Below are 25,576 nucleotides of genomic sequence, written 5' to 3' on the forward strand. Positions count from 1 at the left end.
TTTTTGTAATTACTTTTATACAAATACAACTCAATAAAAGTAAACATTATGATCTTAAGTAGGAACTTATCAAAAGCTTTCAATGAACAGGTAGAAGCAGAAATGTGGTCTTCAAACCTGTACCTGTCAATGTCGATCTATTTCCAGAAAGCAGGCCTGAACGGTTGTGCACACTGGATGAGGAAACAGGCAGAAGAAGAAATGGAACATGCCCACAAGATGATCGATTTCGCTATCGACCGCGGGGGTGACATCGAAATTAACCAGATCAATGTTGTTCCGACTGCATGGGGCACTCCGCTGGAAGTATTCGAACATGTCTACAAACACGAAGTACATGTATCAGAGTTGATCGACAAGATGGTTGACATCGCTGAAGCAGATAACGATCACGCAGCAAAAGACTTCTTATATGGTTTCGTTCGTGAACAGGTAGAAGAAGAATCATCGGCAAAGGCAATCGTAGATCAGCTGAAAATGTATGGAGAACATCATGCTATTCTTCTGGATCACAAGCTTGGCAAAAGATAATTTCTTTCCATAATAAAGAAACTCCGGTCTCTGTTAAATCAGGAACCGGAGTTTTTTATTTTCTTACTTTACCGGGATTCTTTGCCATAAAGTCTTTCCAACCGGTATACTTCTTCTCCGAGATCGGATTATTTGTCTGGAAATAATGACATACAGCGGCTGCCAATCCGTCGGTCGCATCCAACTGCGGCAACATCGACTCTTCCGGAATATGCAGGAAACGTTGTAACATGCCTGCTACCTGTTCTTTTGCAGCGTTACCGTTACCGGTAATAGACATTTTGATCTTCAACGGTGCGTATTCGAAGATAGGAATTTCCCGTTCCAAAGCTGCCGCCATCGCGACGCCTTGTGCTCTTCCCAGTTTCAGCATACTCTGTACGTTCTTCCCGAAAAACGGTGCCTCGATTGCCAATTCGTCAGGATGATACTGGTCGATAAGCGCCAGCACCCGTTCAAATATCTTCTTCAGACGCAGGTAATGGTCTTCGTACTTGTTCAACTGCAGTACGCCCATCGCTTCGAGTTTCGGTTTATTCCCTTCGATCTTCAGTACGCCGTATCCCATCACGATCGTTCCGGGGTCTATACCTAATATAATGCGGTCTTTAGTCATTCTCCCAGTCTATTTCTTCGAGTAAGGTACTGAAACCAACGATCTTGGTTCCGAAACGTGTAATCAATTCTTCCTGCAGGGCACGGCCTTCCGATTGCATCCAGTATTCCAGCGTTTCCGGATTCTTTACATGGAACTGTACAGAGTAACTGCTTGCATCCTCCGATTCATCTTGTAAGATACGGCGCAGATAAGGCGTTCTCAAAAATCCGCTCGCCGAGGCACGGGGTATATAGCTCTTTTTCAGATATTCTATGCACTCGGTAAGGATATCATTCTCTATATTGAATGTTGTATTATAAACGATCATATTCTTTTTCTCCAAAATTCTTATACAAAGATAGCGAATATCTCAGGAAAACCTCTATATTTGCAACCGAAAACCACACACGGGGCATTAGCTCATCTGGCTAGAGCGTCAGACTGGCAGTCTGAAGGTGATCGGTTCGAGTCCGATATGCTCCACGGAAACACACTCACAGAGGTTCACCAATAAAGTGAACCTCTTTTTTTATATTTTAATTCGACCATCCCCTCTTTTTTACGTATCATATAATAAAGGAACAGAATATGATGAATGAAAGGGAAATACAAATACTTATCGACAAATGCAAAAAGCAGGACACGGCCGCCTTTGCCGCATTGGTTGCAGAATACCGGCAACTTGTATTTCGCCTGGCTTTCCGCTTACTCTGCGACGAAGAAGAGGCAAGAGATATGGTACAGGAAACATTTGTAAAAGTGTGGTTGAGCCTTGACAAGTATAACCGGGAATACCGCTTCTCCACCTGGATCTATACAATTGCCGGAAACGTTTGTTATGACCGCCTGCGCTCTTTACAGCATTCCCCTTCGGGGAGTATGCAAGGAATCTCTCTCGCCAATATCTCCCTTTCTTCCGGGGAGGATATGGAACAAAGCCTGATAAATAAGGAACTGAAAGAGCTGATACTCCGGTTTACCCATGAACTGACCCCAAAGCAAAAGCTGGTATTCATGCTGAGGGAAATAGAAGGACTTGAAGTATCCGAAGTAGAAGCTATCACCGGAATGTCTGCCGAAAAGATCAAGAGCAATCTTTACCTGGCACGCAAACAGATACGAATAAAAATAAACCTGATGGAGGACAATTTATGACAAAAAAAGAAGATACATACGAACAATGGTTGGAGAAGATAAAAACAACCGAACCATTTCTGGACAACCCGGAAGAACTGACAAACGATATCCTGAACAGGATAGACGCATTACCATCCGGAAATCCCTCACGGATACTGCTTTTAGTCAGTAGAATCTCCGGTATTGCCGCAGCTTTTCTACTTTGCTTCCTGATCAGCGAAACGGTACTATTTCCGCAAGACAAACAGTTTACGGAACAACCATCCACTGCTAACGCCGTCTGGCAAGGAAAGGCATCCTTCCTGCCCGATGACTGGAACACTGAAAGTTCTTTCCTTGAAAAGAGCCGTTATCTATCCGAACAATGGAAGGAATACAAGAAGGAACTATCGAAAAGAAAGACCTTCTTCCTGTCCAAAAAAAATTCCGTAGAAAACATCATCCACTAAAACGAAGAAAACATGAAAACTATAGGATACTTATTTACCATTTCCGGATTGCTTCTTATGGCATCCTGTTCATCCAATCATCGAATGGTGACTCAGATCTATCCGGACGGACAGATCAGCCGTGAAGTATATGCTTATGGCGATTCTGCCTTTATGGCTGGCGATAATACTCATTCGCCTTTCCTGTTCTCTATCCGGGGCTGGCAGCAGATCCCTTTGGATGCCAGTATCCCTTTTGTCATTCTGGGTGAGAAAAGCAATTCACTCGGTAAAGAAGACAAATTGAATGTGAAAGTCAAACGCACATGGAATATATGGGAAAATCCTCCTCTCCTTACCCCCGAAAAAAAGTGGCTGGAGCCATTGGCCGTTCCGCAGGAAAAGCTGGAAAAACATTTCAGATGGTTTTATACTTATTATACATTTACATGTAGTTACCGTCAAATCGAAGAGAAAGGACCTATCCCTATCGAACAGTTCCTGAACAAGTCAGAACAAAGACTGCTCTTTCAAGGTGACCTGACCGACTATCAGGGTATGAATGGGTTGGAACTGAACGATAAACTGAATGACTTAACAGAACGTTTCATGAAATGGTACGATGAGAGTTTGTACGAACTTCGCTTTGAAACCATCGAAGAGTGGGAAAGCAAATCAGGCAACAAAGTCTTTATTTCAAAATTGAAAGCGGATAAAGATGCGATCAAAAGAGCTGCCATGGACAAGGCCAAAGATACAGACCTGGAATCGATAGATATGGGTGAATTACTCGATGCTTTCTACCAGACAACTTATTTCTCCACAGCATATCAAAAGGACAAAAATCATATAAACCAGTTGTTTGAAGAGAAATGCCGGCCAATAGAATTATTCGGCCACCAGATTAAGTATGAGCTCAATATGCCCGGCCGGTTGATCACAGCCAATACTTCTTTGCGGGAAGGAGATACTCCTTACTGGAAGGTAGATGCCTACCGGCTGTTACCGGGCGATTATATACTGGAAGCCCAGTCACGAGTCCCAAATATCTGGGCTTTTGTTATCACTGGATTCCTCGCTCTGCTTGCAATCTGCGGGATGCTATATGCCAGGTGGCAAAGGTAAAGCCAGCTTGATCTTTATTTTTATTAAATACACTAATGAATAAAGTTTTTATGTAAGTTTGCAGAAGGAAAAAGGAGACATACTAGGATTTATCTAATTGAGTATTTTGGAAAAACAAGTGCAATATAATGAACCACAACTTATCCTTTCATTGAAAAACGGCTCTTATAAAGCCTTCGAGAGGATATACGAGATGTACGCAAAACGTCTATTTGCGTATAGCATACAATTTACGAAATCTCAGGAAGAGTCAGAAGAAATTGTACAGGATGTATTTATGAGGCTTTGGACAAACCGGACGAAGATACGACAGGAAGATACACTTCGCTCGCTTCTTTTTATTATGACAAAACATTACCTTATCAATGCATTCCGCACAAAGATCAATCAACCTGAATACGAAGAATATATTCAGTATATAAATGAACGGTCAGTAGATGACGCTTCATGTCAACTGGAATATCAGGAATTTGTAGCAAAGTTCCGTGCTATATTAAAAACATTGCCGGAGACGCAACAAAAGGTAATTACTTTGTCTAAAATAGAACAATTCTCGAATAAAGAGATAGCAGACAAACTATCACTGAGTGAACAGACGGTAAAGAACCAGCTTTCCCTCGGACTTAAAACTCTTAAAGAGAAATTGGGAAGCTTGGGAGTATATCTTATGTTATTATTTATTAATTAAATCGATTCAATTAGTACAAATCAGATAATTGTTTGTCTTAACATACAGAATAGAATGAATGACTTGATAAAAAAATATAGAATAAACGAACTGAGTCCTGAAGATCTGTCGGTACTTAGAGGAAATGCAAACGCGATGGATAATCAGGACCTGGAAAACCTGATTCTTGACGACTGGCTGCATGAAGAGATCGACACGTCTTCTGTCGACGACAAACTGTTACAGAAAATAAAAGGTAAAATCGATCAGAAAGTTAAACCCGAAAGTAATCGTTTTTCTCTGATACTTCGTTGGACGCAGTTAGCCGCGGCTGTCCTATTACCGGTCTTTGTCGTACTAAGTTTCTATTTATATCATGAAAATACAGCTTTACTATCTAATGAGATTGTTGTGGAAACAGGGCTAGGGGAACGTGCCAGTGTCACATTGCCTGACGGAAGCATAGCATCACTCAATTCCGAATCCAGACTCGTTTATCTCCCCAAAGATTACAACAAAAAAGAACGAAACATTCACTTTGGAGGAGAAGGTTATTTCCAGGTCAAACACGATATGAATATTCCTTTCCTGATCGATGCACAAGGACTCCAAGTAAAAGTATTGGGTACTAAATTCAATCTGCTCGTCCGGAAAACAGATCGGACAGCCGAATTAGCATTAGAAGAAGGACGTGTTTCCTTGCTGTCTACCCATACCAATAAACAGGTGATCTTAAATAAGAACCAAAAAGCTATATTGGATTACGCAACCGGGAATATAACAGTCATATACGACGAACATATAAAAGATATATCAGCCTGGAGGCGCGGTGATATGGTATTCCGCAACACTCCCCTGTCACAGGTGATTCGTACTATAGAAGAAAATTATAATGTACGCATAAAAATAGAAAGTGAGGAATATCTCAATGATCCCTTCACCAGCACTCTACCTGTTAGCAATCTGAATGAAGTACTTGAAGTACTTGAACACTCGTATCATCTGAAAGCTGTTATCAACGGTAAAGAAATCTTTTTGAAATAAAATCAGGCATCATCCCAATTCATATAGAACCGCTTTCTTTTAAGGAGGCGGTTTTTTTAATAAACATATTTTATGTTCTTTAGCATATATTTTTTTCGGTACTAAATAAAATAACCCCTGTCATTACTCTTGAGAACGCTTATTAAGCGAACCCATTAAGTGTAATTCTAAAAACTATTAAGATGAACAAACATTTAAGACTAAGAATGTTAACTTTGTTTTCGTTACTATTCTTTTTTTCTGTTTCTCTCTTTGCACAGGAAAAGCTAGTAACGATACATCTGGAAAATGTTTCTCTAAGGGAGATATTTTCTTCTATTGAAAAGCAAACCACTTATCGCTTTTCTTATCGAAATGTAGTGATAGACGCTACAAAAGACATCACCATTTCCAAAACAAAAGTCCCGGTTTCTTCTGTACTTAATGAAGCATTGGCGGGAAAAAATCTGGAGTACAATATTGTATCTGCCAAATCGATCGTGATCTCCGACAAACAAAAGAAAACAGCCTCCGGTAAAAAAGAAATTTCCGGTATTATTAAAGACAGCAACGGAGAACCTATTACCGGTGCTACGATCATAGAAAAAGGGACAACCAACGGAGCCATATCCGATATGGATGGTAATTTCTCCCTCAGTATCGCAGAGAATGGGATATTACAGATATCCTATGTCGGTTATGCAGAACAAACAATCCCTACCAGCAACCAAACGATCTTTAACATCATCTTGAAAGAAGATTCACGATTGCTGGACGAAGTGGTAGTAGTCGGATACGGTAGCATGAAAAAGAAAGACTTAACAGGAGCTATCAGTCACGTGGATGCCAATAAATTAGCTAATGAAAGACCTACCACAGTACAGGATATTCTTCGTGGAACAGCTCCTGGCTTAATTGTTGCACCTTCTTCCAGTGATGCAAAAGAGGGACCTACGTTTCTTATTCGTGGAAAACGCTCCCTGACAGGAGGGACAGCACCTCTCGTAGTATTAAACGGCGTACCATTCAACGGAGACCTTTCCGAAATAAATCCGACTGATATCGAATCTGTCGATATTTTAAAAGATGCTTCATCAGCTGCTATTTACGGAGCTAAATCGGCCAATGGAGTAGTTATTATAACTACCAAGAAAGGTAAAGGAGAAAAACCTACCGTGCAGTTTGATGGTAGTGTAGGATTTGCGACAATGGGAGTAAGCCGCAAATACTATGAACCCGATGAATATCTGCAATACCGGTCGGATTATGCAACCAGCAGTAACGGGTTCGAAAATAAAGGATATTACAGCAAGCCTACAGCTGAAAATCTACAGAAATACAACTTAACCGAAGAACAATGGCGTAACTATGATGCTATCGGTCAAGGCTCCACAAATATGGAAGATGTATGGTTACAACGTATTGGCCTGGGAGATGTTGAGCGCCGCAATTATTTTGCAAACACTCCATATGACTGGTATGATGCAACCTGGCAGACAGGATTACGACAGAACTATAATGTCAGTTTGTCCGGACAAACATCCCGCGTAAACTATTATTGGTCATTGGGCTATCAGGACAATGAAGGTAATCAGGTTGGAGACCGGTTTAAAAACTATAGGACAAACTTACGCATAGATGCCAAAGCTACCGACTTCCTGGAAGTAGGTGCAAATCTGATTTTACAAAGTCGCGATGAAGGGTACCAAAAAGTAGACTGGGAAGGAATGTGTCAAAACTCACCTTATTCCACCCCTTATTACGAAGATGGTTCCCTGAATCCCTGGCCAATGGGAGAAGGCCACCAGGCACCTGGTACAAATAGTTTCTATAACTTGTCCATGTCTTCCAAAAGTGCAGGAACACAGACTGTCAATAGTAATTTCTTTGCTAAACTTACTTTGCCGTTCAATATTACTTATCAATTTACTTTTGCACCCCGTTATAGCTGGGGACAAAACAGAAACTGGAGTAGTTCAGAAAGCGTTTTTGATACAACTCACGGTTCAGCAACCAGAGAGAGTTCACGCTCTGTTGTTTGGACACTGGATAATATAATAAAATGGAACTATACATTTGCCCAAAAACATCTGGTAGATATTACTTTGTTACAGAGTGCAGAACAAAGTCAGTACTGGAGTGAGTCAATGACCGGTAAACAGTTCTCACCGACAGACATCCTGGAATGGCATAACATGCAAAGTGCAAATGAAAAAACGTTCAGTTCAAATGACGAAAAATACACAGGAGATGCCCTGATGGCACGTTTATTCTATTCCTATGATAATCGTTACATGCTCACAGCTTCTGTACGTCGGGACGGATTTTCAGCCTTTGGACGTTCTAACCCCCGTGCTACTTTCCCATCATTGGCTTTAGCCTGGAGTTTTATTAATGAGAACTTTTTTAACTGGGAGCCTATGAGTAATGGTAAACTTCGTCTCTCTTGGGGTAAAAACGGTAACCGCGAAATTGGTATTTATCAGGCATTATCTCAATTAACTACCGGTAGCGGTATCAGTAAATATACATATGCAACTTCTACAGGTTCATTATATGAGCTTTCCACTTTACAAATTGAACGTATGGCTAATAATGACCTAAAATGGGAAAGTACAGCTTCATGGAATGTCGGACTCGATTTAGGCTTCCTCAATAATCGCATCAATGGTAGCCTAGAATGGTATTACATGCCGACAACAGATTTATTGATGGACCGTACACTCCCTAATATCAGCGGTTATAGTTCTGTTGTAACAAACCTGGGAAGAGTCGTTAACAGTGGTTTTGAATTATCATTACACTCTGTAAACATCGAGAATGAGAACTTCAGTTGGAATACTACATTCAATTTATCTCATAATAAAAACCGTATTAAGCATTTATATTATACTTATGAAGATGTCTTAGACCAAAATGGCAATATAGTTGGCTCAAAAGAAGTCGATGATATAAACAAAAGTTGGTTTATCGATAAACCTATGGGTACTATCTGGGATTATGAAATGATCGGTATCTGGCAAGAAAATGAAGCTGAAGAGGCAGCTAAATACGGACAGAAACCAGGTGATGCTAAAGCACGGGATGTGAATAATGACTATCGGATATCTCAGGACGATAAAGTATTCCTGGGACAAGAGGATCCTAAAGTCAGATTAGCGTTAAGGAATGATTTCGTTCTGTTTAAAGACTTCGACATATCTTTTAACCTGTACTCTTATTTAGGACACAAAGCTGCAACAACTGATTATTTAAACTACTTCGATTTTAAGGGGGATTATTTGAATAGCCCGGTACGGAAATATTGGACACCCGAAAATCAGTCTAATTCTTATGCACGTCTGAAATCTACACTACCTTCAAACGTAGAACCTAAAAAAATAATCAGTAGAGATTTTATCCGTTTGGAGAATATCTCTGTCGGATATAGAGTTCCGAAGAAAATAACAAATTTATTACGCACCCAGGATATCAGGGTATATGCAACTATCCGTAACGTTGCGATATGGGCATTCTCTAAAGAATGGTCAAAAGCCAACTATTGGGATATTGAAACGACAGGCTCTATGCCTCGGACATATACATTAGGTGCTAGTATAACATTTTAATCCATTTTATTATGAAAAATAATTTATTCAAATCAGTATCTCTTACGCTCGTTCTATCGACATTAGCTTCTTGTTCCGAAAGTTGGCTGGAGCCGGAACCTCTGTCCTTTTACGAGCCCAATATCACATTTTCTACTGTAGAAGGTCTTGAAGGGGCTCTTACCCGTTGTAGAAGTGATATGCTTTATTATTTCTTGGGATCCAATGGCACTGCGGTATCAACTGAATTAATTTTTTCAGATGTAGCCGTTTCTGCAATTACAGATTTAAGTGGTTCACAAAATTTCGCTTCTGATATTACTCCAACATCTAGTAATAGTTATATTGGAACCAATCTTTCTAATGCATTTTGGACTAGCGGAGTATCGGGTAGTAGTTTTGCCAATGCAGTCATATCGCGTCTTCCTGAACTGGATTTGGACGAAACGACCAAAAATCAGATGCTTTCCAGAGCTTACTTTCATCGTGCATGGCGTTATTACCATCTTACATTCCAATTTGGAGACGTTCCTCTGGTAACGAAAGAAATAACAACCCCTAAATTGGACTTCCGTTCAGTAAAGATGGAAGTGATTATTGAAAAAATGATCAAAGACCTGGAGTTTGCAGTAGAAAATATCCCGGAAAGAGATGATTGGGGAAAAGAGAATAAAGGTACATGCCTGATGTTGCTCACCAAATATTACCTGGCGGCAGGCGAATTTGAGAAAGCCCTTACCGCCGTAAATACGCTGATAAATAACTGTGGTTATGAATTGATGGAAGAACCTTTTGGCACATTTGAAAATCCTTTCCCGGATGTTCGTCCGATGACACGGAATGTCTTATGGGATTTACACAGACCTGTCAATAAATCTATTTCGGCAAATAAAGAAAGTATTATGACTATCATCAGCCGTTATGAAAATCAGGACAGTAGAGTTAATACAATGTTTTTATACAACTTTACCCCATTCTGGAGTATGACAGATGTTAACAGGGGTATTTTAACTCCAAGTAAGCAAAATATCGGAATCGGCAGACAAGCCGGTACTTCTGAATTCATGGCACAATATCCTGATTATATAGACCAAAGAGCCGTATGCGGACGAGGTGAATGCTTCATAAGACCTACTTACTTTGCTGAAAAAAGTATGTGGACAGACGAGAATGACCTTCGACATGACAGGAAAACTGGAAACTGGATGGCAATGGAAGATTTGAAGTATAACAATGTAAACCTGTTGGGAACTGATGATGAAAAATATTATTTAAAACCTCTTCAGAAATATGCTGATGACGGAACATTATTGTGTAAAGATACTATACGCTGCTGGTACGGTTATCCTTATTACAAATTATGGGTAGATGATGTTGAACGTGATGTTGCCAACGGATACAGAGGTGTCGATTATCAGGGAGGACCTGGTGATACATACCTATATAGATTAGCAGAAGCATACTTGCTGAGGGCTGAAGCATATTATTGGCTGAACGATTATGCAAAAGCTGCAGAAGATGTGAACAGGATCAGAAAACGTGCTCATTGTACAACATTCTTTAGTGCAGCCGATATGAACGGTCTGGATGGTCTGGATGTCATTATGGACGAAAGGGCCCGTGAATTGATGTATGAAGAATTCCGTCATGTGGAACTGGTACGTGTCTCGTATATTAAAGCAAACGAAGAAGGAACATATCAGTCCCCGAAAAGCCTGGCAGACGAAGGCAGTAACAGTTATTGGTGGCATCGTATCGTAAAGTACAATAATTACTATAACAAAGGTGTAACTACTTTACATGGAGATGAATATAAAATCGGGAAACATAATATATTCTGGCCTATTACGCAAAGTAACATTGATCCGAACTTATACGGACGTATAAACCAGAATTACGGATACGCCGGTTATGAGAAAAATGAACCGCCTATCAGTTCTCTTGAAGAATTAGAAGCATCCGGTCAGTAAAACTCATCGTATGAAACATAGTGCTCACTATAACTTAGTGGGCACTATTTGATAATAATAATTTTACTCACGAATCAAATAGAAGTATATCCATGAATATATCAAAGAAAAACACACTCCTTGTTACAACATGCAGCCTATTGATTTCTTCGATAGTAGTAGCCCAGGATAAAGAAGAAAAAAACATTCAGCCCGAATGGTTGAAAAAATACAGCGACAAGGAAATCCATGACATGTTTGATAATCCTCCCATGTTCTATGCACCTCACACTTTTTGGTTTTGGGACGATGTGATCAAAGACGAACAGGCTGCAGCCTCGATGGCTGAAGAGATGGCCAAACAGAAACTGAATCCCGGTTATGCACATCCCCGCTCCGGATTTGACAACACGGTAACAGCGCTTCCTGTCGAACAATACCTCGCAGAACCCTGGTTCAACAGTTTCAGCAACGCACTGCAAAAAACAAAGGAAAACGGATTCACACTCGGATATTGTGATGACTATAACTGGCCAAGCGGGCAAGTAGCCGGAAAAGTCCTCCAGAAACATCCGGAACTTGAAGCCACCTATCTTGCTCCTAGACGTTATTATGTAAACGGAAAAACAGAAGTGAAGTACGATTCGGTTGACTTTGCTGTTGCCGGAAAACTGATCAATAACCAGCTCGATGCCTCATCTCTGCGTGTTATCGGTGAAGGGAATACGATCAAATGGACAGTTCCTTCCGGTAACTGGATGATCTATACATACACTATCAAAACTCATCCGGGTATCGATGGCGGAAAAGTTAATTATCTGGACCCGAAACTAATGGAAGTATTCATCCCAATGGTCCATGAACAATACGACAAACATTTCAAAAAAGATATGGGTCGTAGTATACCGGGCGTATTCGTCGATAATGAAGGTGATTACGGATGGAAAATGGCGTGGTCCGAACACCTTGCAACCCAATATCAGAAAAAGAAGAAACGTGATATAAGAGAATGGTTACCTTTATTAACCGAAAAAGACAAAGACGGTTTATTTGTTGTCGCCCGATGTGACTGGTTCGACGTCGTATCAGATGTATATAATGAATGTTACTTCAAACCATTGGTTAAATGGCTGAAGGAACGTAATATGTATTACATCTCCAATTTATGGGAAGAATCGTTACAGCTTCAGACAATCGCAGTAGGCGATCTGATGAGAACGACACGCTGTGTAACAATGCCAGGCAACGACTGTCTGGAAATGAAATCTCAGGATGTACATGACTTCAAGGAAGTACAGTCTGTTGCCGAATTTGAAGACCGTCCTTTCATGAGTGAGATCATGGGAGTAGCGGGATGGATACAATCTCCGGAAATGATGAAAATGACCATAAATTCAGTCACTTCATTCGGTGTTAATCATGTTGTACCTCATGGTATTTATATGAACAGACAATTGGAGACAGTTCCTTTTCCCAGTGACTGGTTCACCGAAAATCCATATTGGAACTATTTACACCAATGGACTGATTTTGCCAGACGTGCCGCCTTTATTACCCGGCAAAGCAGCCTGGTTGCAGATGTTTTGCTGGTCCACCCGGTTGAAACCGCCTGGTCTTTTTCAGAAAACTATTTTTCAGAAGAAAAAGGTGTACAGAATGCACCGTGGGACCCTCGTGTAGTTGAAACGGACCAGGTCTATTCGGATGCCATGAGAAAAATGAATCAGGAAAATATCGACTTCTTAATAGCCGACAAATATTATTTGTCAAAAGGAACGATACAAAACTCAGGTAAAAATGCCACAATAACGATCAATAATCATAATTTCCAGGCAATCGTACTTCCGGCAACGTATATTATCTCCCAGTCATCATTCAAAAAAATCTTTGAATTTGCCAAACAGGGAGGATTAGTCGTTTTATTAGGCGAATTACCTCAGGGCTCTCCCGAAAAAGGGCTGAACGATAAAACGATTATGACACAGGCAAAAGCATTAAAACAGTTTCCGAACGTGATTAATTTAGCATCCGATAAAGACAGAATGGAATCAATGATCACAGTCCTGAACGAAAAGATGAAGCCTCAGATACGTCTTGAAAACTCCGGCAGATTATATACGGCTCAAAGAAAGACCGGTAATACCAATTTATACTGGTTTGCAAACAATACCGATACATTGAAACATTTCACCGCCTGGTTGAGAGATGGAAAAGGAGCTGCTGAAATATGGGATTGTGAGACAGGTCAGAAAAAGAATATTCCGTCGGAAACAGAGAATGGATATCAGAAAGTATCTCTGACATTGAATCCGTTTGAAGCTTATTGGCTGGCTTTTGATCCTGATAAAACAAATTCAATAGAGGTAAAATCGGATATTGCCACCAGAGAAAGAACAATCGATACCACATGGAAAATAAGTTATCCGGACGAAAACACAATCTATAAAACAACCGCAAAAGTATTATATTCAGATAGCCGGTTGAAAGAAAATGAGTTTTTACGATTAGGATATGATGACTCCAACTGGAAATATTATTCCCGCCAGGATGAAAACGAGATTAAATGTACCTATGGCTATTGGAGGATGAATATTCCTGTAGGAGCAAAATCGGTTATAGTCCCTTCCTATATGTTAGGTAAAGAGATCTGGCTAAATGACAAAAAAATAAAGGTAACAGATTCTTTAATCAACCTGGCACCGGAATCAAAATTGCTGTCGTTTGTATTAAACCGGAAGGATGAAAAAGTAACTGTCGCTCCTTTTAAATTTACTGTTGGCACGGAAGAGAATAAAAAACTAGCTTCCTGGTACACTTACGGGCTTCAACAATACACCGGATTTTTAGAATATGAAACTTCCATTACGATAGACGATGCATCTTCATCAGTCTTCCTCGATTTAGGTGAAGTAAAATACATGGCTGAAGTTTTTGTTAATGACCAATCTGTAGGAGCTCGTTTATGGCCTCCTTTCAAATTTGACATTTCCAACACATTAAAACGGGGAGAGAATAAAATCAAGATTAAAATAGGAAATCTGATAGCCAATGAAATGTGGATGAAAGAAGATCTGGGAAAACTCCGGACCTGGGGATGGAAAGGGATACCTGATCTAAACCAATACGATGCGGGACTGTTCGGACCGGTGAAACTAATTACTACTATTAAATGATTTTATACAAATGAAAAAATACATTCTTTTAACCCTGTTTATCTTTACGGCTTTACACCTATCTGCCGTCGACTTGAATGGAGTAAAATGGATATCCATTGAAAAAACATTGACTAAGCCCAATCAATGGATCTGTTACCGAAAAGCGTTTACACTTGAAAAAGCTGAAAAAACAGCCATGCTTACTATTTCAGTCGATTCAAAATACTGGCTTTGGGTAAATGGAAAATTAGTTGTTTTCGAAGGAGGTTTGAAACGCGGTCCCAACCCTGATGACACTTATTTTGACAGCTTGGATATTGCTTCTTACCTGAAAAAGGGAAATAACACAATTGCAATACTTATGTGGTATTGGGGAAAAGACGGTTTCTGCCATAAAAATAGCGGCAGTCCGGGACTACTGGCTAAATTACAATCAGGTAATCGTGAAATAATTTCGGATGCCAGCTGGAAAGTTAAAGTACATCCGGCATACGGAGAGTCGCAGGAACCTCTCCCCAATTATCGGTTACCTGAATCAAATATTCATTTCGATGCCCGGAAAGATATTCCCGACTGGATGAAACCGGAATATGATGACTCCAATTGGCAGCAAGCAACCATTGCCGGTAGTTATCCTTGCCAACCGTGGAACCAGATACATCCGCGCCCTTTCCCTAACTGGTATGATTCCGGTCTGACAGAATATGTTTCGGTCGAACGCTCTTTTAAATCGGATACATTAATAATTAAAGCCAAACTCCCACGAAATATCAGTGTAACACCCTACTTTGAAATAGAAGCCAATGAAGGTCTGTTCATCGATATCCGTTCTGACAACTATAAAGGAGGAAGTGAATATAATGTTCGTGCAGAGTATGTAACCAAAAAGGGAAAGCAGTCCTTTGAAGCGTTTAATTACGTAAATGGACACGCAATAATATATACTATACCTCCCGGAGTAAAAGTGAATAAGGTTGCTTATCGTGAAACCCGGTTCAATACGGAACATGTCGGTTCATTCGAGTGTGACGACATATTTCTGAATACACTTTGGCAAAAATCCTTGAACACGATGAATCTAAATATGCGTGATGCGATACAGGACCCGGACAGAGAACGGTCTCAATGGTGGGGAGACGCAGTTATCGTTTCAGGAGAAATACTATATTCCTGTGATAGTAATGCACATGGACTTATACAAAAAGCGATCCGGAATCTGGTTGACTGGCAAAGGAAAGACAGTGTATTATATTCACCGGTTCCTGCTGGTTCCTGGGCCAGAGAACTTCCGCTGCAAATGCTTGCTTCTATCGGAAAATTCGGGATGTGGAATTACTATCTTTATACAGGAGATACAGAAACGATCCGGCATGCATATCCGGCAGTGAAACGCTACTTGGCCAAGTGGAAAACCGATGAACGTAATTTGGTCATTCATCGTCCCGGAGATTGGGACTGGGGAGATTGGGGAGAAAATATAGATCTGCCTATTTTGGATAACGCATGGTATTGCCTCGCTTTAGAAGGAGCACAAAACATGGCTTCACTACTTGGTTATAAAGAAGATGCCAGCGTTTATCATCAACAAATAAAAACAATCAAACAGGCAGTAAATACATTTTATTGGAATGGGAAGGTCTATTGTTCTTCGGATTTTCAGGAATCACCGGATGATCGCGCTAATGGACTGGCTGTACTTGCCGGTTTTGCCGATTCCGATAAATGGAAATCAATAAAGACTTTTCTAACTGATAATTTCCATGCGAGCCCTTATATGGAAAAATATATATTAGAAGCTTTCTTTGTTAGTGGCGACGTTCAGGGAGGTCTCGATCGCATGAAAAAACGCTATAAATACATGGTCGATCATCCTCTCACCACATTGTGGGAAGACTGGCAAATAGGTGGAGCTGGCGGAGGAAGTATCAATCACGGCTGGGCAGGAGGTCCTTTATCTTTACTATCCCAGTATATAGCAGGAATCTCTCCACTTGAAGCTGAATGGAATAAAATTCTTATAAAACCGACGTTAGGAAATTTGAAGCAAGTGGTATGTACTGTTCCTACAAAAACGGGAACTATCACAGCAACGATAAAAAATCAAACAGGACATCTATATTCCATCGATGTGACCAATACGGATAATAAAATCATTCATATTGCATTTCCTAAAGATAAAATAAAGCAATCTCTAGTTATAAACGGGAGAAAATATGAAAATAACCAATTGAGCAGTATTAATCAACATTCTGTAAAGTATCTGAAATCTGATGAATCTTACCATTATTTCGAGATAAAGAATCCGACGATCAATATTTCTGCAACTCATTAAGGTTTATAACAAAAAAGAACTACGGTATTCGTAACGAAACCGTAGTTCTTTTTTATTTCAACTTAAATCAATCCAGGAACAACGCAGAACAAGCTGCATTTGCTCCACGCACCTGGCATATACGGATACGCACAGGCTGGTTCACTTCAAATGTCACATAACGTCCCATTTCATAATTGCGGACCATATGGACCGGAGACAAAATACGTTTATCTTGTAAATCAAACAATTCGATCGCACTCCGTCGTCCGTTATTATCCCAATCCACAAAGTAAAGAGATATTTTATACGGTTTATCGTGCCGGTAATCCACATCTATTGTTATTGTCTGACGACAGACCTGAGGATCGAACGTCGTTATAGCTCCCAGACTACGACTCTCGTCATTTTCAAGATTTGAGACCAATGCCCGTTTGTCAGAAGCCGTATTCATATATCTGGAATTCTCTTCTCGCTGGCAAATGATGCTTTGACATTGTTTCGGTAGTTTAGTCCGGTGTGCACCTTCCCCGTCGTAACTGAACAAAACATATCCTTTCGAACCATATACACCTTTCCAATTTCCCTGAGTCAGGGTATCTTCCTTTACCGTTGAAGCCGGATAACAGTAGTTGATATCTTCTTCAACCACCGGACTTTCAGCAGGACGGTCATAAGAAAAACTAAATGTATGCAATCCATCATTCAATACAGGCAAATAAACGTGAGTGGCATTTTTCTTTTCCGGCTGTACTGTTTGTCCGTCCATTTTGATTTCTATATTTCCTGCCCCCATAAGAGGTATAGCCAGCCGCCCGGTTGTTCCGGCAGGAACAGACAAAGAACCTTTTCCTTCCTTTACATCCATATAAACCCGTATTTTCCCATGAGGAGTAGGAACAGTCCCATCGATACGGGTCAATCCGGAAGTCAGATGCGGACAAACGGTAAAAGTTTTAAATCCCGGAGTCTCCGGTTTTACACCTAAAATCTCTTCACTCAACCATTTCGCTACACCGGCACTCCAGGGATGAGTAAAGCTGGTGTATCCGCACTGATTATTGACCGGAGCATCATTATCCTCCAGCTTGCAGAGATTCCACGAAGGACGGAATACTTCAAAGAATGTAGTCGCACCATACCGCAACTGTCCTCCCCAACAATCATCGATCGTATTCATCGCCTCCCCATAACGTCCCAGACGAGCCAATGCATTGATCACAAAATACTGGTTAAAAGGAGAATAAGAAACACGCTGCAAACGATCGCTATATACATTCTTCCACAAAGAAGATACATCTTCTGGAGATACAACACCGGCATTCACCGCATCGGAAGCAGCAAATATATCCAACCCTTCCTGCCAGTCCGGACTACATTGTAACTGCTGTTGTTTTTCATCGGCATACGTTTCATATTTCCGGGAGAGGTCCTGTCGGCCACAGTCATTCATCGCCTTTGCAAATCTCTTCCAGGTCTGGATAGACAACATTTTATATGCCGTATGTGTCTCTTTACAGTTCGGATTCTCAAAACCGGCTCCTAACCGTTCGTCCCATCCGTAAAAAGAGACTGACGGACTATGTTCATAATGCTGGTAAGCGATATCCAGTTTATTACAGGCGTTATTGCATAAGGAATCCAAAAGAGACTGATCACCGGTATACTGGTAATAATCCAATAAGCTCTGTACCCAATAAAGAGAATAACTCAGGATACCATTAAACTGCTCGGCCGTGTAAAGAATGTTCTTACGGACAAAATCATAATTACCAAAAGCAACAAGAGCAGCAGCCTGAGAAGTATGTGCATCCCCGGTCCAGGAATGACGGTCACTCCGCTCCATAAGAATAGCACCGAAATAATCTTTCAGTAAATTAAGCCGGACAGTATAAGCAGCCGTATACCAGATGCGATTCAACTCGTCATTGTTGCTGTTGAAACTTCCCTCATAATTAACCGGCTTTGTCTGGCAAACCAACCGGACATTCCGTATCCTGAATTTCCTGGATACATCTTTCAAATGAATCCAGGCAAAACGTACCCCTTCATACAATTGTTTATTTAACTCTAAACGATAAGTCTTACCGTATTGCTTAGGTTCTGCCGTTTTTACCGGATGTTCGGAACCCAGATTAAATACAGCCGGTTCGTTGAACTCACTGATACTGCATTCGACCGTTGCCGGCATATCATCGCATTCAAATTCCAACCAACCCGCATTTACCTGACCAAAATCAAACATGATATTACATGCTCCTGTAATTGTCAGATCAGAATTACCTTTAGCTTTCATATTCACCGGCTCATCGCACGTTACAGAAACCGGTTTCTGCGTATACACTTCCAGATCATCGTCGGCATCCGGGCTTTTCCACCGGTAATTGACCAAAGGGTCCGGTGAACAAGTGACCTTCTCTCCTGTCGGAATACCCTTCAAAGAAGGATAAGATAACTTCTTCAAGTCTTTTCCATCCGGACCATTGGCTAATGCAAATAAAGGTGTCAACAATAATATTTTCGTGAACAGAATTAAGTTTTTAGACATAACTACATCTTTAATTTATAAATAATTATTCTGCACTCAGAATTTCAATTGCAAGATAACATTATTTCCTATATGTTTTCACCGTATCTATCATTGCCAATATATTTTCCACCGGCGTTCCTGCCTGTGCGTTATGGCATGAGCAACAGATATAGCCTCCGTCCTTCCCCAATGTTTCAAGGCATTTACGGGTTTCATCGATCACTTCACCGACTGTCCCCATCGGTAACGTTCGTTGATTCTCGACCCCTCCATGAAAAATAAGATCTTTTCCGTATTGTTCTTTCAGATTGGCTCTGTCCATACCCGGGCAGACATGCTGTATCGGATTCAGGATATCGATGCCACATTCTATCAATCCCGGGATCAAAGGAAGGACAGCTCCATCCGTATGATACAGCACCTTCTTCCCATAACTATGGATAAGGTCGCACCAATTTTTCAGCCTGTGTTTGAAATGCGTTTCCCATGAATCCAATGAGATCAGCATGCTATCCTGCATTCCCATATCATCACTGATAAACACGATATCGAGTTCATCTTTCAATTCAGTCAGCATCCGTTCCAGCATGACGGTTTGAATGGCATCGATACGTTCTACCGTTGCATCCAGAAAATCCGGATTTGCCAACGTATCCATCAGGGCATTTTCCAATCCGCGCATCTGGCAATAGATCTCAAAATGAGATATCCAGGGACCTATAGTTGCAAAATTCCAAGAACGAGCTTCTTTTGCCAATGCTTTCGCACCTGCATAATCAAATTTATCAGGGTCAGGCCAGGAATGATAACCAAGCAATTCAGACGGATCCATATAATCGGCAATCGGCGGATCGATATACTCCTGATAAGTTGCCAGACCGGCCTTTACCATCCGGGTCGGAACACCCCACATCGTAATTTCTCCACTATCGTTCGGGTCGAAGAAACGTCCTCCGTAACCGGGGAATATCCAAACGATCTTATCTATTCCCAGCTTATTATAAACAGCCATTTCATCTTGCAGTGAAGTGTATTTGCGAAGTGAATCGAGTACTTCGGGTGTACACCAGAGGTCGACCGGCGGACGATCGACCGGCTGACGGTTTATAGTTGCCCAAATACGTTCTTTGGGAGTCATGTTATCCATATCTATTAAAAGTTTATTTATTACTTGTTCAATGTTGATTATTTTTACTTTTTACCTTCCGGTAAATACAGGTGAGATTGTTACAGATATCACACGAATAACTACTTTTCCGGACATTCTTACCGATACCGATAATACCGCTTACCGACTTGATAGGAACCATCAGGCAACTGGCTGAAAGCGAGATGTCACATGCATTAGCAGGCAATAATGAGAAAAGCTGCTTCTGATCGTCAACAGGCCAGTTACAATAGCCCGGACTGTATCGATTGGTTATTTTCATACCTTCCGGTAGTACTTGCTTCTCCAGTTCAGACTGAATAAAATCCATAGACTTTTCGGCAACAAGACTTCCCATAGTATCCACAATATACCCTTTCAGATACTCACCTTCTTTATTGTACTTCCCGGAATAATCGGAAAATCCCTGTCCGGCCGTACAGATAAAAACGGCGATCTTTTCTGCACCCTCCATTAGTCTGCAGATTTTACGGGACGTTTTTATAGTTTGTCCTGCTATCCGTATCTCCCCCGTTTCCGGAAACCGCTCTATGTCCTCAAAAATGGCATAGCCTCCCCGTATATCTGAGATTACAGGGAGTTGCTCAAAAACATCCGTTACTTCACATACTACCGGGTTATCCGGAGATCGGTCCTCTTCATGCAGCATTTCCAGCAAATCATCCGGAAGAATACCCGTTTCCCGGATCGTCGGGCTGTAATAACTAAATGTGGCCATCAAAGCATCATTTATATTCTACGATTAAAGGCTGATAAAGCATTATAATATGCCTGAATATTTTCTTCCGGTACACAAGGAGGTACATCACAACCTGTTGAAAGTACAAAATTCGGAAACTCTGCAGTCTGTTCCAATAAGGAGGTCACTTCTTTTTCAATCTCTTCCGGCGACATCATACGAAGTACACCCACCGGATTAATATTACCCATGACCAACGTATCAGCCGGACACTGTTTCAAAACTTCTGGCATTGATATGGCATTTCCGAAATGGTAGGCTTTCGCCCCTGTGGATATCATAGCGTCTGTACACTGACCGGTATTACCACAGTTATGCAGAACTACCATGAACGAATCGTCCTGTACCTTATCGATTATATTTTTTATATATACGGAAGAGAACTGCAAACAATCTTCATTCGATAACAGTCCGGCTGCCGGTTCGGCAATTATAACACCGGAACACCCTGTCCGCTTCAGTTCCGTACAATAGTCCTCTATAAAGCGGGAACACTTATCGAGCAGTAAAGCAATAGCATCCGGCTCCAGATAACAAGCGACCATGATCTCCGACATACCATATAATCTTCCGGCCAAAGAGAAAGGACCGATAGCTCCGGCAAAAACCGGTTTATCCGTAATCACTTCGGCAGCCATTTTATTAGCCAGTATATATTCCGGGACTCTACCGGCCGATAAAGAAGGTATCTGCAACCCCTCTATACTTTCCGAATCTACCAGACTTCCCAGAATATGGGGCATATCATTTTCCGGAAATGCGATGGAACAGCCGAAAGCTTCGGCCTCCACCGTCAGGTCCATTATCACAGTAGCTGCCTTCGACGGGTATTTCTTACTCAGTTCATTGATCGCCTGTGCATGCTTCTCCCCGCTCTGAACAGCATCTTTTACGGTTGCCCCGATCATCTCGATACCCGGATGGGTCATAATCGGCACGGTACAACGTTCGCGGGAAGCTATAATATCACTTATCCATTTATCAACGTTCATATTATTCTTTATTTATGCGACCAACTTATCCAATATCTCAACCAGGGCCTGTGGTTCGTCCGTATAGTAATCGGCTCCGATCTTTTTGGCGAACTCATTGTTCAACGGTGCACCGCCCACACAAGTGATAACTTCAGGATATTCCGATTTAATTATCTTGTTTATTTTTTCCATGTTGGCCATCGTTGTCGTAAGCAGGGCTGACATTCCTACAAATGCACCCGGATTCATCTTTATAGCTTCGATAAATTTCTCAGCAGGAACATCCACGCCTAAATCTATTACCTCATATCCATTTCCTTCGGCGATCATACTCACCAGGTTCTTCCCGATATCATGCAAATCACCTTCTACCGTACCGATGATAATTTTTCCTTTTCTTTTTACAGAACCATCCAAAAAATACTTCTTCAGATGCGCCATGGCCCCGTTCATCGCTTTGGCACTCATCAATACCTGCGGTACAAAGACTTTATTTTCACGGAATTTTACTCCGATGCGTCCCATACCGACAATCAATCCTTTAGAGAGGACATCAGTAGGAGCCACGCCCTCTTCCAATGCCTGTAAAGTAAGTTCATCTGCCCCTAACTGGCCTTTCATGCTTGGAGGATAGGGAGACTTTTGATTTATTTTCCCGTTTTCCACGCATAATGCGATCTGTTCTAAAATGTCGTTCATAGTTTTTGTTGTTAGAATGTTCATAATTTTATTTGCCGTATAATCTTATTCTTACCGGTCCTTTACAAGAATGGGTAAAAGACGCTTTGCCATCCGCACCGACTTCTACATGGGTCACTTTGTTCTGGATAGCTAATTTATATTTTAAAGCCGGATTCAATCCCTCAATAATAAATCTGTAATTGTCTGTTGTATTCATTTCCCATGAAATATCATTTCCGGAACACTGTTTCAGTGTTACACCAACCGGTGAAGACGACTCTCCGAAAATTTTCAATACCGCTTTCTCTTCATTATGCGGATAGACTGCCAAGCCACCATCTTCGAAAGACGCACCGAAAGCATCCTTGCTTCTGACAGAAAAACGATCTGTCTGCATCTCATAATCATCTACACTTAATTTGATACGGTACTCTGTATCCCTCAACGTATAATTAAATTCCGTTCCGTTAAGTATTTCAGACATATTAGGTTCCAGTCCCATCCTGTTCCATTTAGGACGTATTCCGTAGATATCTCTGTAAAGAGCTGTTACGCTTGTACAGATACCTGCCAAAATATCGGAGCCCTGTCCTTCTTGTGTCTTACGGCTATATCGCTGAGACGAGAGTCCGTCTTTCTTATACTGCGCCAGAATATTACGGATATATTTTAAAGCAATATGCTTGTCGTAACCGACATAAGCCCTGACTCCCAGGTATCCCCATGTTGGAAAGATATCCCCATTTTCATAAGTAGGGAAAGGCCAGTTTCCGGCTGATACTTCTTCTCTCTCGAAAGAGTCGAAGCAAAGCGGCCAATGGAACAGATTCTCAGCGACCGTTCTTTTCTCAATCTGCTCAAGCACCTGGGCGATCCGCTTTTTATTATCACACAAGCCGAATGCTATCACGGCAAAATTGACCGGAGTAACCAGGTTATCCCCATGCACAGAACCGTCTTTATCTCTCCAATAGACATATTGTTTTTTCTCCGGTGACCAGAATCCTCCGTCATGGATAGATTTGTTGAAATTTTCTTTCAACTTCATTGCCACCGCCGTGTAATAATCAGCTTTTGCTTTATCCCCTAAAACCCGTTCACAACCGGCCCACAGATTCAGCGCTTCATACATCTGGGCATTCACAAACGCATTCTCGAAACTAGCCCAAACGATATCCAGCCAATCGCTTGCCTTCTCTTCTTTTATAGAGCTATTCATCATTTCAAAAACACCGTTGCCATTCGAATCCCTTTTTATCAGCCAATCCAGCGCCTTTTCGCAACCGACTTTATGGGATTTCAGCCACTCGATATCGCCACACAGGTCAAACTGTTCTGCCGTATTGATCACAAAACCGGTCTGTGAATCTACCGTATACCCCCATCTTGCTTCATAATATCCGGTTTTGTAATTAAATGTTCCCGGCATCTGGTCTTCATCCGCATTATGCCAACGGGACAGAACACGACCGTCGGCTGTTATCGCATAATCTCTTTCACGGTCCAGCGTCGCCGACATATTTTTTACATAATTACCATCGTTCAATGCCATTCCTATCTGGGCAAAGAAAGGTTCGTGCAGACATTTCCAGTTGGTAGTCCATCCGTTGGCTCCTACGATCGCATTATCCACCACTCCATACCGTCCGGTCGTATTCATCAACTCACGAACAGCTTCTGCATCTATACCTGGAAGATTTCCTCTGGAATAAGCTACGGCATAATCGACATATTCCATTTCAAGTGTCATATTCACATCACCTTTCTGAACATCAAAAGGAGTAAACACATCCGCTCTCTGATGAACAAAGCGGTTCAGATTATACCGGGGTTCCAGCTCCTCATCCGTTACAAAATGAGTACAGACAAACTCTTTCTTATCACTTTGTGAATATTTTGCCGCCAGATGTCTGCCATCCGATTTTGCCTCGATACGCAAAGCATTTCCCGTATCCGGATTCCAGAAAGTCACCCCTCCGGTATGTACGCCATATGTATCATTTACATCTCTCAAATACTTGCACCAGACCATTCCTCCGTTATCCAGTATCCCTCCTTTCCAAACGGAAAGGTCTGCAAAGTTCCATTGAGGGAAAGCAGTTTCTTCCAGTTTTGCCAGGTTACTGTATTTCCGGTTAATATTCCATATTATTTTATCTCCGCTCAAATCAAAAGTCCATGATTCATTCACGTTTATCGAATGATCTCCGTAAATGATATTCTTTATAAGTATCTTATTTCCGGACTCTTCTACTTTTATTTCATCCTGACCGGTACAAGAGGTAAACGAACCTCCCCTGGTTCGAAAACCGGTATAAATACCTGATTCGGATAATACGTTTTTACCTTTTACTTTTAATTGCGTTATTTTGCAACCGTTCGAGTAATCGAGTTGCAGAACCAGCTTTTGGCTGGGATCAGAAATAGTTATTTTTTTTAACGCCGGGTCGTGAGGCATACTGTTCAGGGCATAAGAATCAAGAGTAAACATACACATCCCCAAAACAATAAAGGTCACCAGTAATCTCATATTCATGAATTATGTGAATTAAGTTATTAATGAAAAACATTGGTATTAAATTTCAAGAACAAAGGTCTATATATATTTTTTCTTTGAAACATGGGAATTTGTTCTTTATACATGACAGAATGATACAATCAAACGGGATTTACAAGCGACAGATAGGCTTCGCACTCGAACATAGAAAGATTTAAACCAGTTTCTAACGAAAACAAGGCAGCTTCAAATGAAACTGCCTTGTTTTCGTTACATGTTTATTATGAAATTATAATGTCTCTATCTCCGTCTCGCTGAGGCCGGTTACCTCTGCAATTGTCAGAAGAGGAAATCCTTTCTCTTTCATGGCTTTTACCACGGAATAAACACCTTCCTGCCGACCCTCTTTTCGACCTTCTTTCCGTCCTTTTTCCACCCCTCTTTCTTCGGCATAGTCAATCGTATTCTTATAGTCG

Annotated in this window: 18 protein-coding genes, 1 tRNA gene and 1 pseudogene; 11 read left to right on the forward strand and 9 right to left on the reverse strand. The window is 41.1% G+C overall.

Translation table 11 applies throughout. The features are described from left to right. The first annotated feature begins 48 nt into the window (after window positions 1-48). A complete protein-coding gene (locus IEY67_RS24525; protein ID WP_122355669.1) occupies window positions 49-531 on the forward strand; it encodes a ferritin in 483 nt (160 codons plus the stop codon). Window positions 532-586: 55 nt separating this feature from the next. On the opposite strand, the gene ruvC is transcribed toward IEY67_RS24525, so the two are convergent. Then, the gene (ruvC, locus tag IEY67_RS24530; RefSeq protein ID WP_122355671.1) at window positions 587-1,147 is read right to left on the reverse strand and encodes a crossover junction endodeoxyribonuclease RuvC; all 561 of its coding nucleotides are present in this window, start codon (window positions 1,145-1,147) and stop codon (window positions 587-589) included. Continuing rightward, complete coding sequence (locus IEY67_RS24535) at window positions 1,140-1,457, reverse strand: DUF4286 family protein (protein ID WP_183669126.1); 318 nt, start codon at window positions 1,455-1,457, stop codon at window positions 1,140-1,142. Before IEY67_RS24535 ends, ruvC begins: the two co-directional genes overlap by 8 nt. An 81-nt stretch (window positions 1,458-1,538) precedes the next feature. Between IEY67_RS24535 and IEY67_RS24540 the strand changes: the two genes are divergently transcribed. The 10 genes from IEY67_RS24540 (at window position 1,539) to IEY67_RS24585 (ending at window position 16,532) form a co-directional block, all read left to right on the forward strand. Beyond that, window positions 1,539-1,612: transfer RNA gene (locus IEY67_RS24540), tRNA-Ala, on the forward strand. 108 nt (window positions 1,613-1,720) lie between these two features. Then, complete coding sequence (locus IEY67_RS24545; protein ID WP_183669125.1) at window positions 1,721-2,284, forward strand: RNA polymerase sigma factor; 564 nt, start codon at window positions 1,721-1,723, stop codon at window positions 2,282-2,284. After that, window positions 2,281-2,715 (forward strand): hypothetical protein, encoded by a 435-nt coding sequence (locus tag IEY67_RS24550; protein WP_183669051.1) that lies wholly within the window; start codon window positions 2,281-2,283, stop codon window positions 2,713-2,715. The genes IEY67_RS24545 and IEY67_RS24550 overlap by 4 nt, the downstream gene beginning before the upstream one ends. Window positions 2,716-2,727: 12 nt before the next feature. Then, window positions 2,728-3,819 (forward strand): hypothetical protein, encoded by a 1,092-nt coding sequence (locus IEY67_RS24555; RefSeq protein WP_183669049.1) that lies wholly within the window; start codon window positions 2,728-2,730, stop codon window positions 3,817-3,819. 118 nt (window positions 3,820-3,937) lie between these two features. Then, the gene (locus IEY67_RS24560) at window positions 3,938-4,507 is read left to right on the forward strand and encodes an RNA polymerase sigma factor (protein ID WP_262893044.1); all 570 of its coding nucleotides are present in this window, start codon (window positions 3,938-3,940) and stop codon (window positions 4,505-4,507) included. A gap of 54 nt (window positions 4,508-4,561) precedes the next feature. After that, window positions 4,562-5,530, forward strand: a complete 969-nt coding sequence (locus IEY67_RS24565) for a FecR family protein (protein ID WP_183669044.1) — start codon at window positions 4,562-4,564, stop codon at window positions 5,528-5,530. A 182-nt stretch (window positions 5,531-5,712) separates the two neighbouring features. Then, complete coding sequence (locus IEY67_RS24570; protein WP_183669042.1) at window positions 5,713-9,117, forward strand: SusC/RagA family TonB-linked outer membrane protein; 3,405 nt, start codon at window positions 5,713-5,715, stop codon at window positions 9,115-9,117. An 11-nt stretch (window positions 9,118-9,128) separates the two neighbouring features. After that, complete coding sequence (locus IEY67_RS24575) at window positions 9,129-11,066, forward strand: RagB/SusD family nutrient uptake outer membrane protein (protein ID WP_183669040.1); 1,938 nt, start codon at window positions 9,129-9,131, stop codon at window positions 11,064-11,066. A 92-nt stretch (window positions 11,067-11,158) separates the two neighbouring features. Continuing rightward, window positions 11,159-14,218: a glycosyl hydrolase gene (locus IEY67_RS24580; RefSeq protein ID WP_183669038.1), complete on the forward strand. Its 3,060-nt coding sequence runs from the start codon at window positions 11,159-11,161 to the stop codon at window positions 14,216-14,218. 10 nt (window positions 14,219-14,228) lie between these two features. After that, on the forward strand, window positions 14,229-16,532 hold the full coding sequence (locus IEY67_RS24585) for an alpha-L-rhamnosidase-related protein (protein WP_183669036.1): 2,304 nt from the start codon (window positions 14,229-14,231) through the stop codon (window positions 16,530-16,532). Between the two features lie 67 nt (window positions 16,533-16,599). Here IEY67_RS24585 and IEY67_RS24590 read toward each other — a convergent pair whose 3' ends face one another. The 7 genes and pseudogenes from IEY67_RS24590 to IEY67_RS24620 form a co-directional block, all read right to left on the reverse strand. Further along, window positions 16,600-19,059 carry an alpha-L-rhamnosidase C-terminal domain-containing protein gene (locus tag IEY67_RS24590; protein WP_183669034.1) on the reverse strand — a complete coding sequence of 820 codons (2,460 nt, stop codon included), beginning with the start codon at window positions 19,057-19,059 and terminating at the stop codon, window positions 16,600-16,602. 61 nt (window positions 19,060-19,120) lie between these two features. Continuing rightward, window positions 19,121-20,188 (reverse strand): uroporphyrinogen decarboxylase family protein, encoded by a 1,068-nt coding sequence (locus tag IEY67_RS24595; protein WP_183669031.1) that lies wholly within the window; start codon window positions 20,186-20,188, stop codon window positions 19,121-19,123. Window positions 20,189-20,216: 28 nt separating this feature from the next. Beyond that, a complete protein-coding gene (locus IEY67_RS24600) occupies window positions 20,217-20,927 on the reverse strand; it encodes a vitamin B12 dependent-methionine synthase activation domain-containing protein (protein WP_122375821.1) in 711 nt (236 codons plus the stop codon). 11 nt (window positions 20,928-20,938) lie between these two features. Further along, window positions 20,939-21,940, reverse strand: coding sequence for a uroporphyrinogen decarboxylase family protein (locus IEY67_RS24605; RefSeq protein WP_183669029.1), 1,002 nt, complete (start codon window positions 21,938-21,940; stop codon window positions 20,939-20,941). A 12-nt stretch (window positions 21,941-21,952) separates the two neighbouring features. Continuing rightward, window positions 21,953-22,621, reverse strand: coding sequence for a cobalamin B12-binding domain-containing protein (locus tag IEY67_RS24610; protein ID WP_183669027.1), 669 nt, complete (start codon window positions 22,619-22,621; stop codon window positions 21,953-21,955). A 28-nt stretch (window positions 22,622-22,649) separates the two neighbouring features. Next, window positions 22,650-25,139 carry a glucosidase family protein gene (locus IEY67_RS24615; RefSeq protein WP_221267757.1) on the reverse strand — a complete coding sequence of 830 codons (2,490 nt, stop codon included), beginning with the start codon at window positions 25,137-25,139 and terminating at the stop codon, window positions 22,650-22,652. Window positions 25,140-25,389: 250 nt separating this feature from the next. Continuing rightward, a pseudogene (locus IEY67_RS24620) lies at window positions 25,390-25,576 on the reverse strand (Rpn family recombination-promoting nuclease/putative transposase); the annotation flags it as partial.

The organism is Parabacteroides faecis (assembly GCF_014647375.1).
GTDB classification, from domain to species: Bacteria; Bacteroidota; Bacteroidia; order Bacteroidales; family Tannerellaceae; genus Parabacteroides; species Parabacteroides faecis.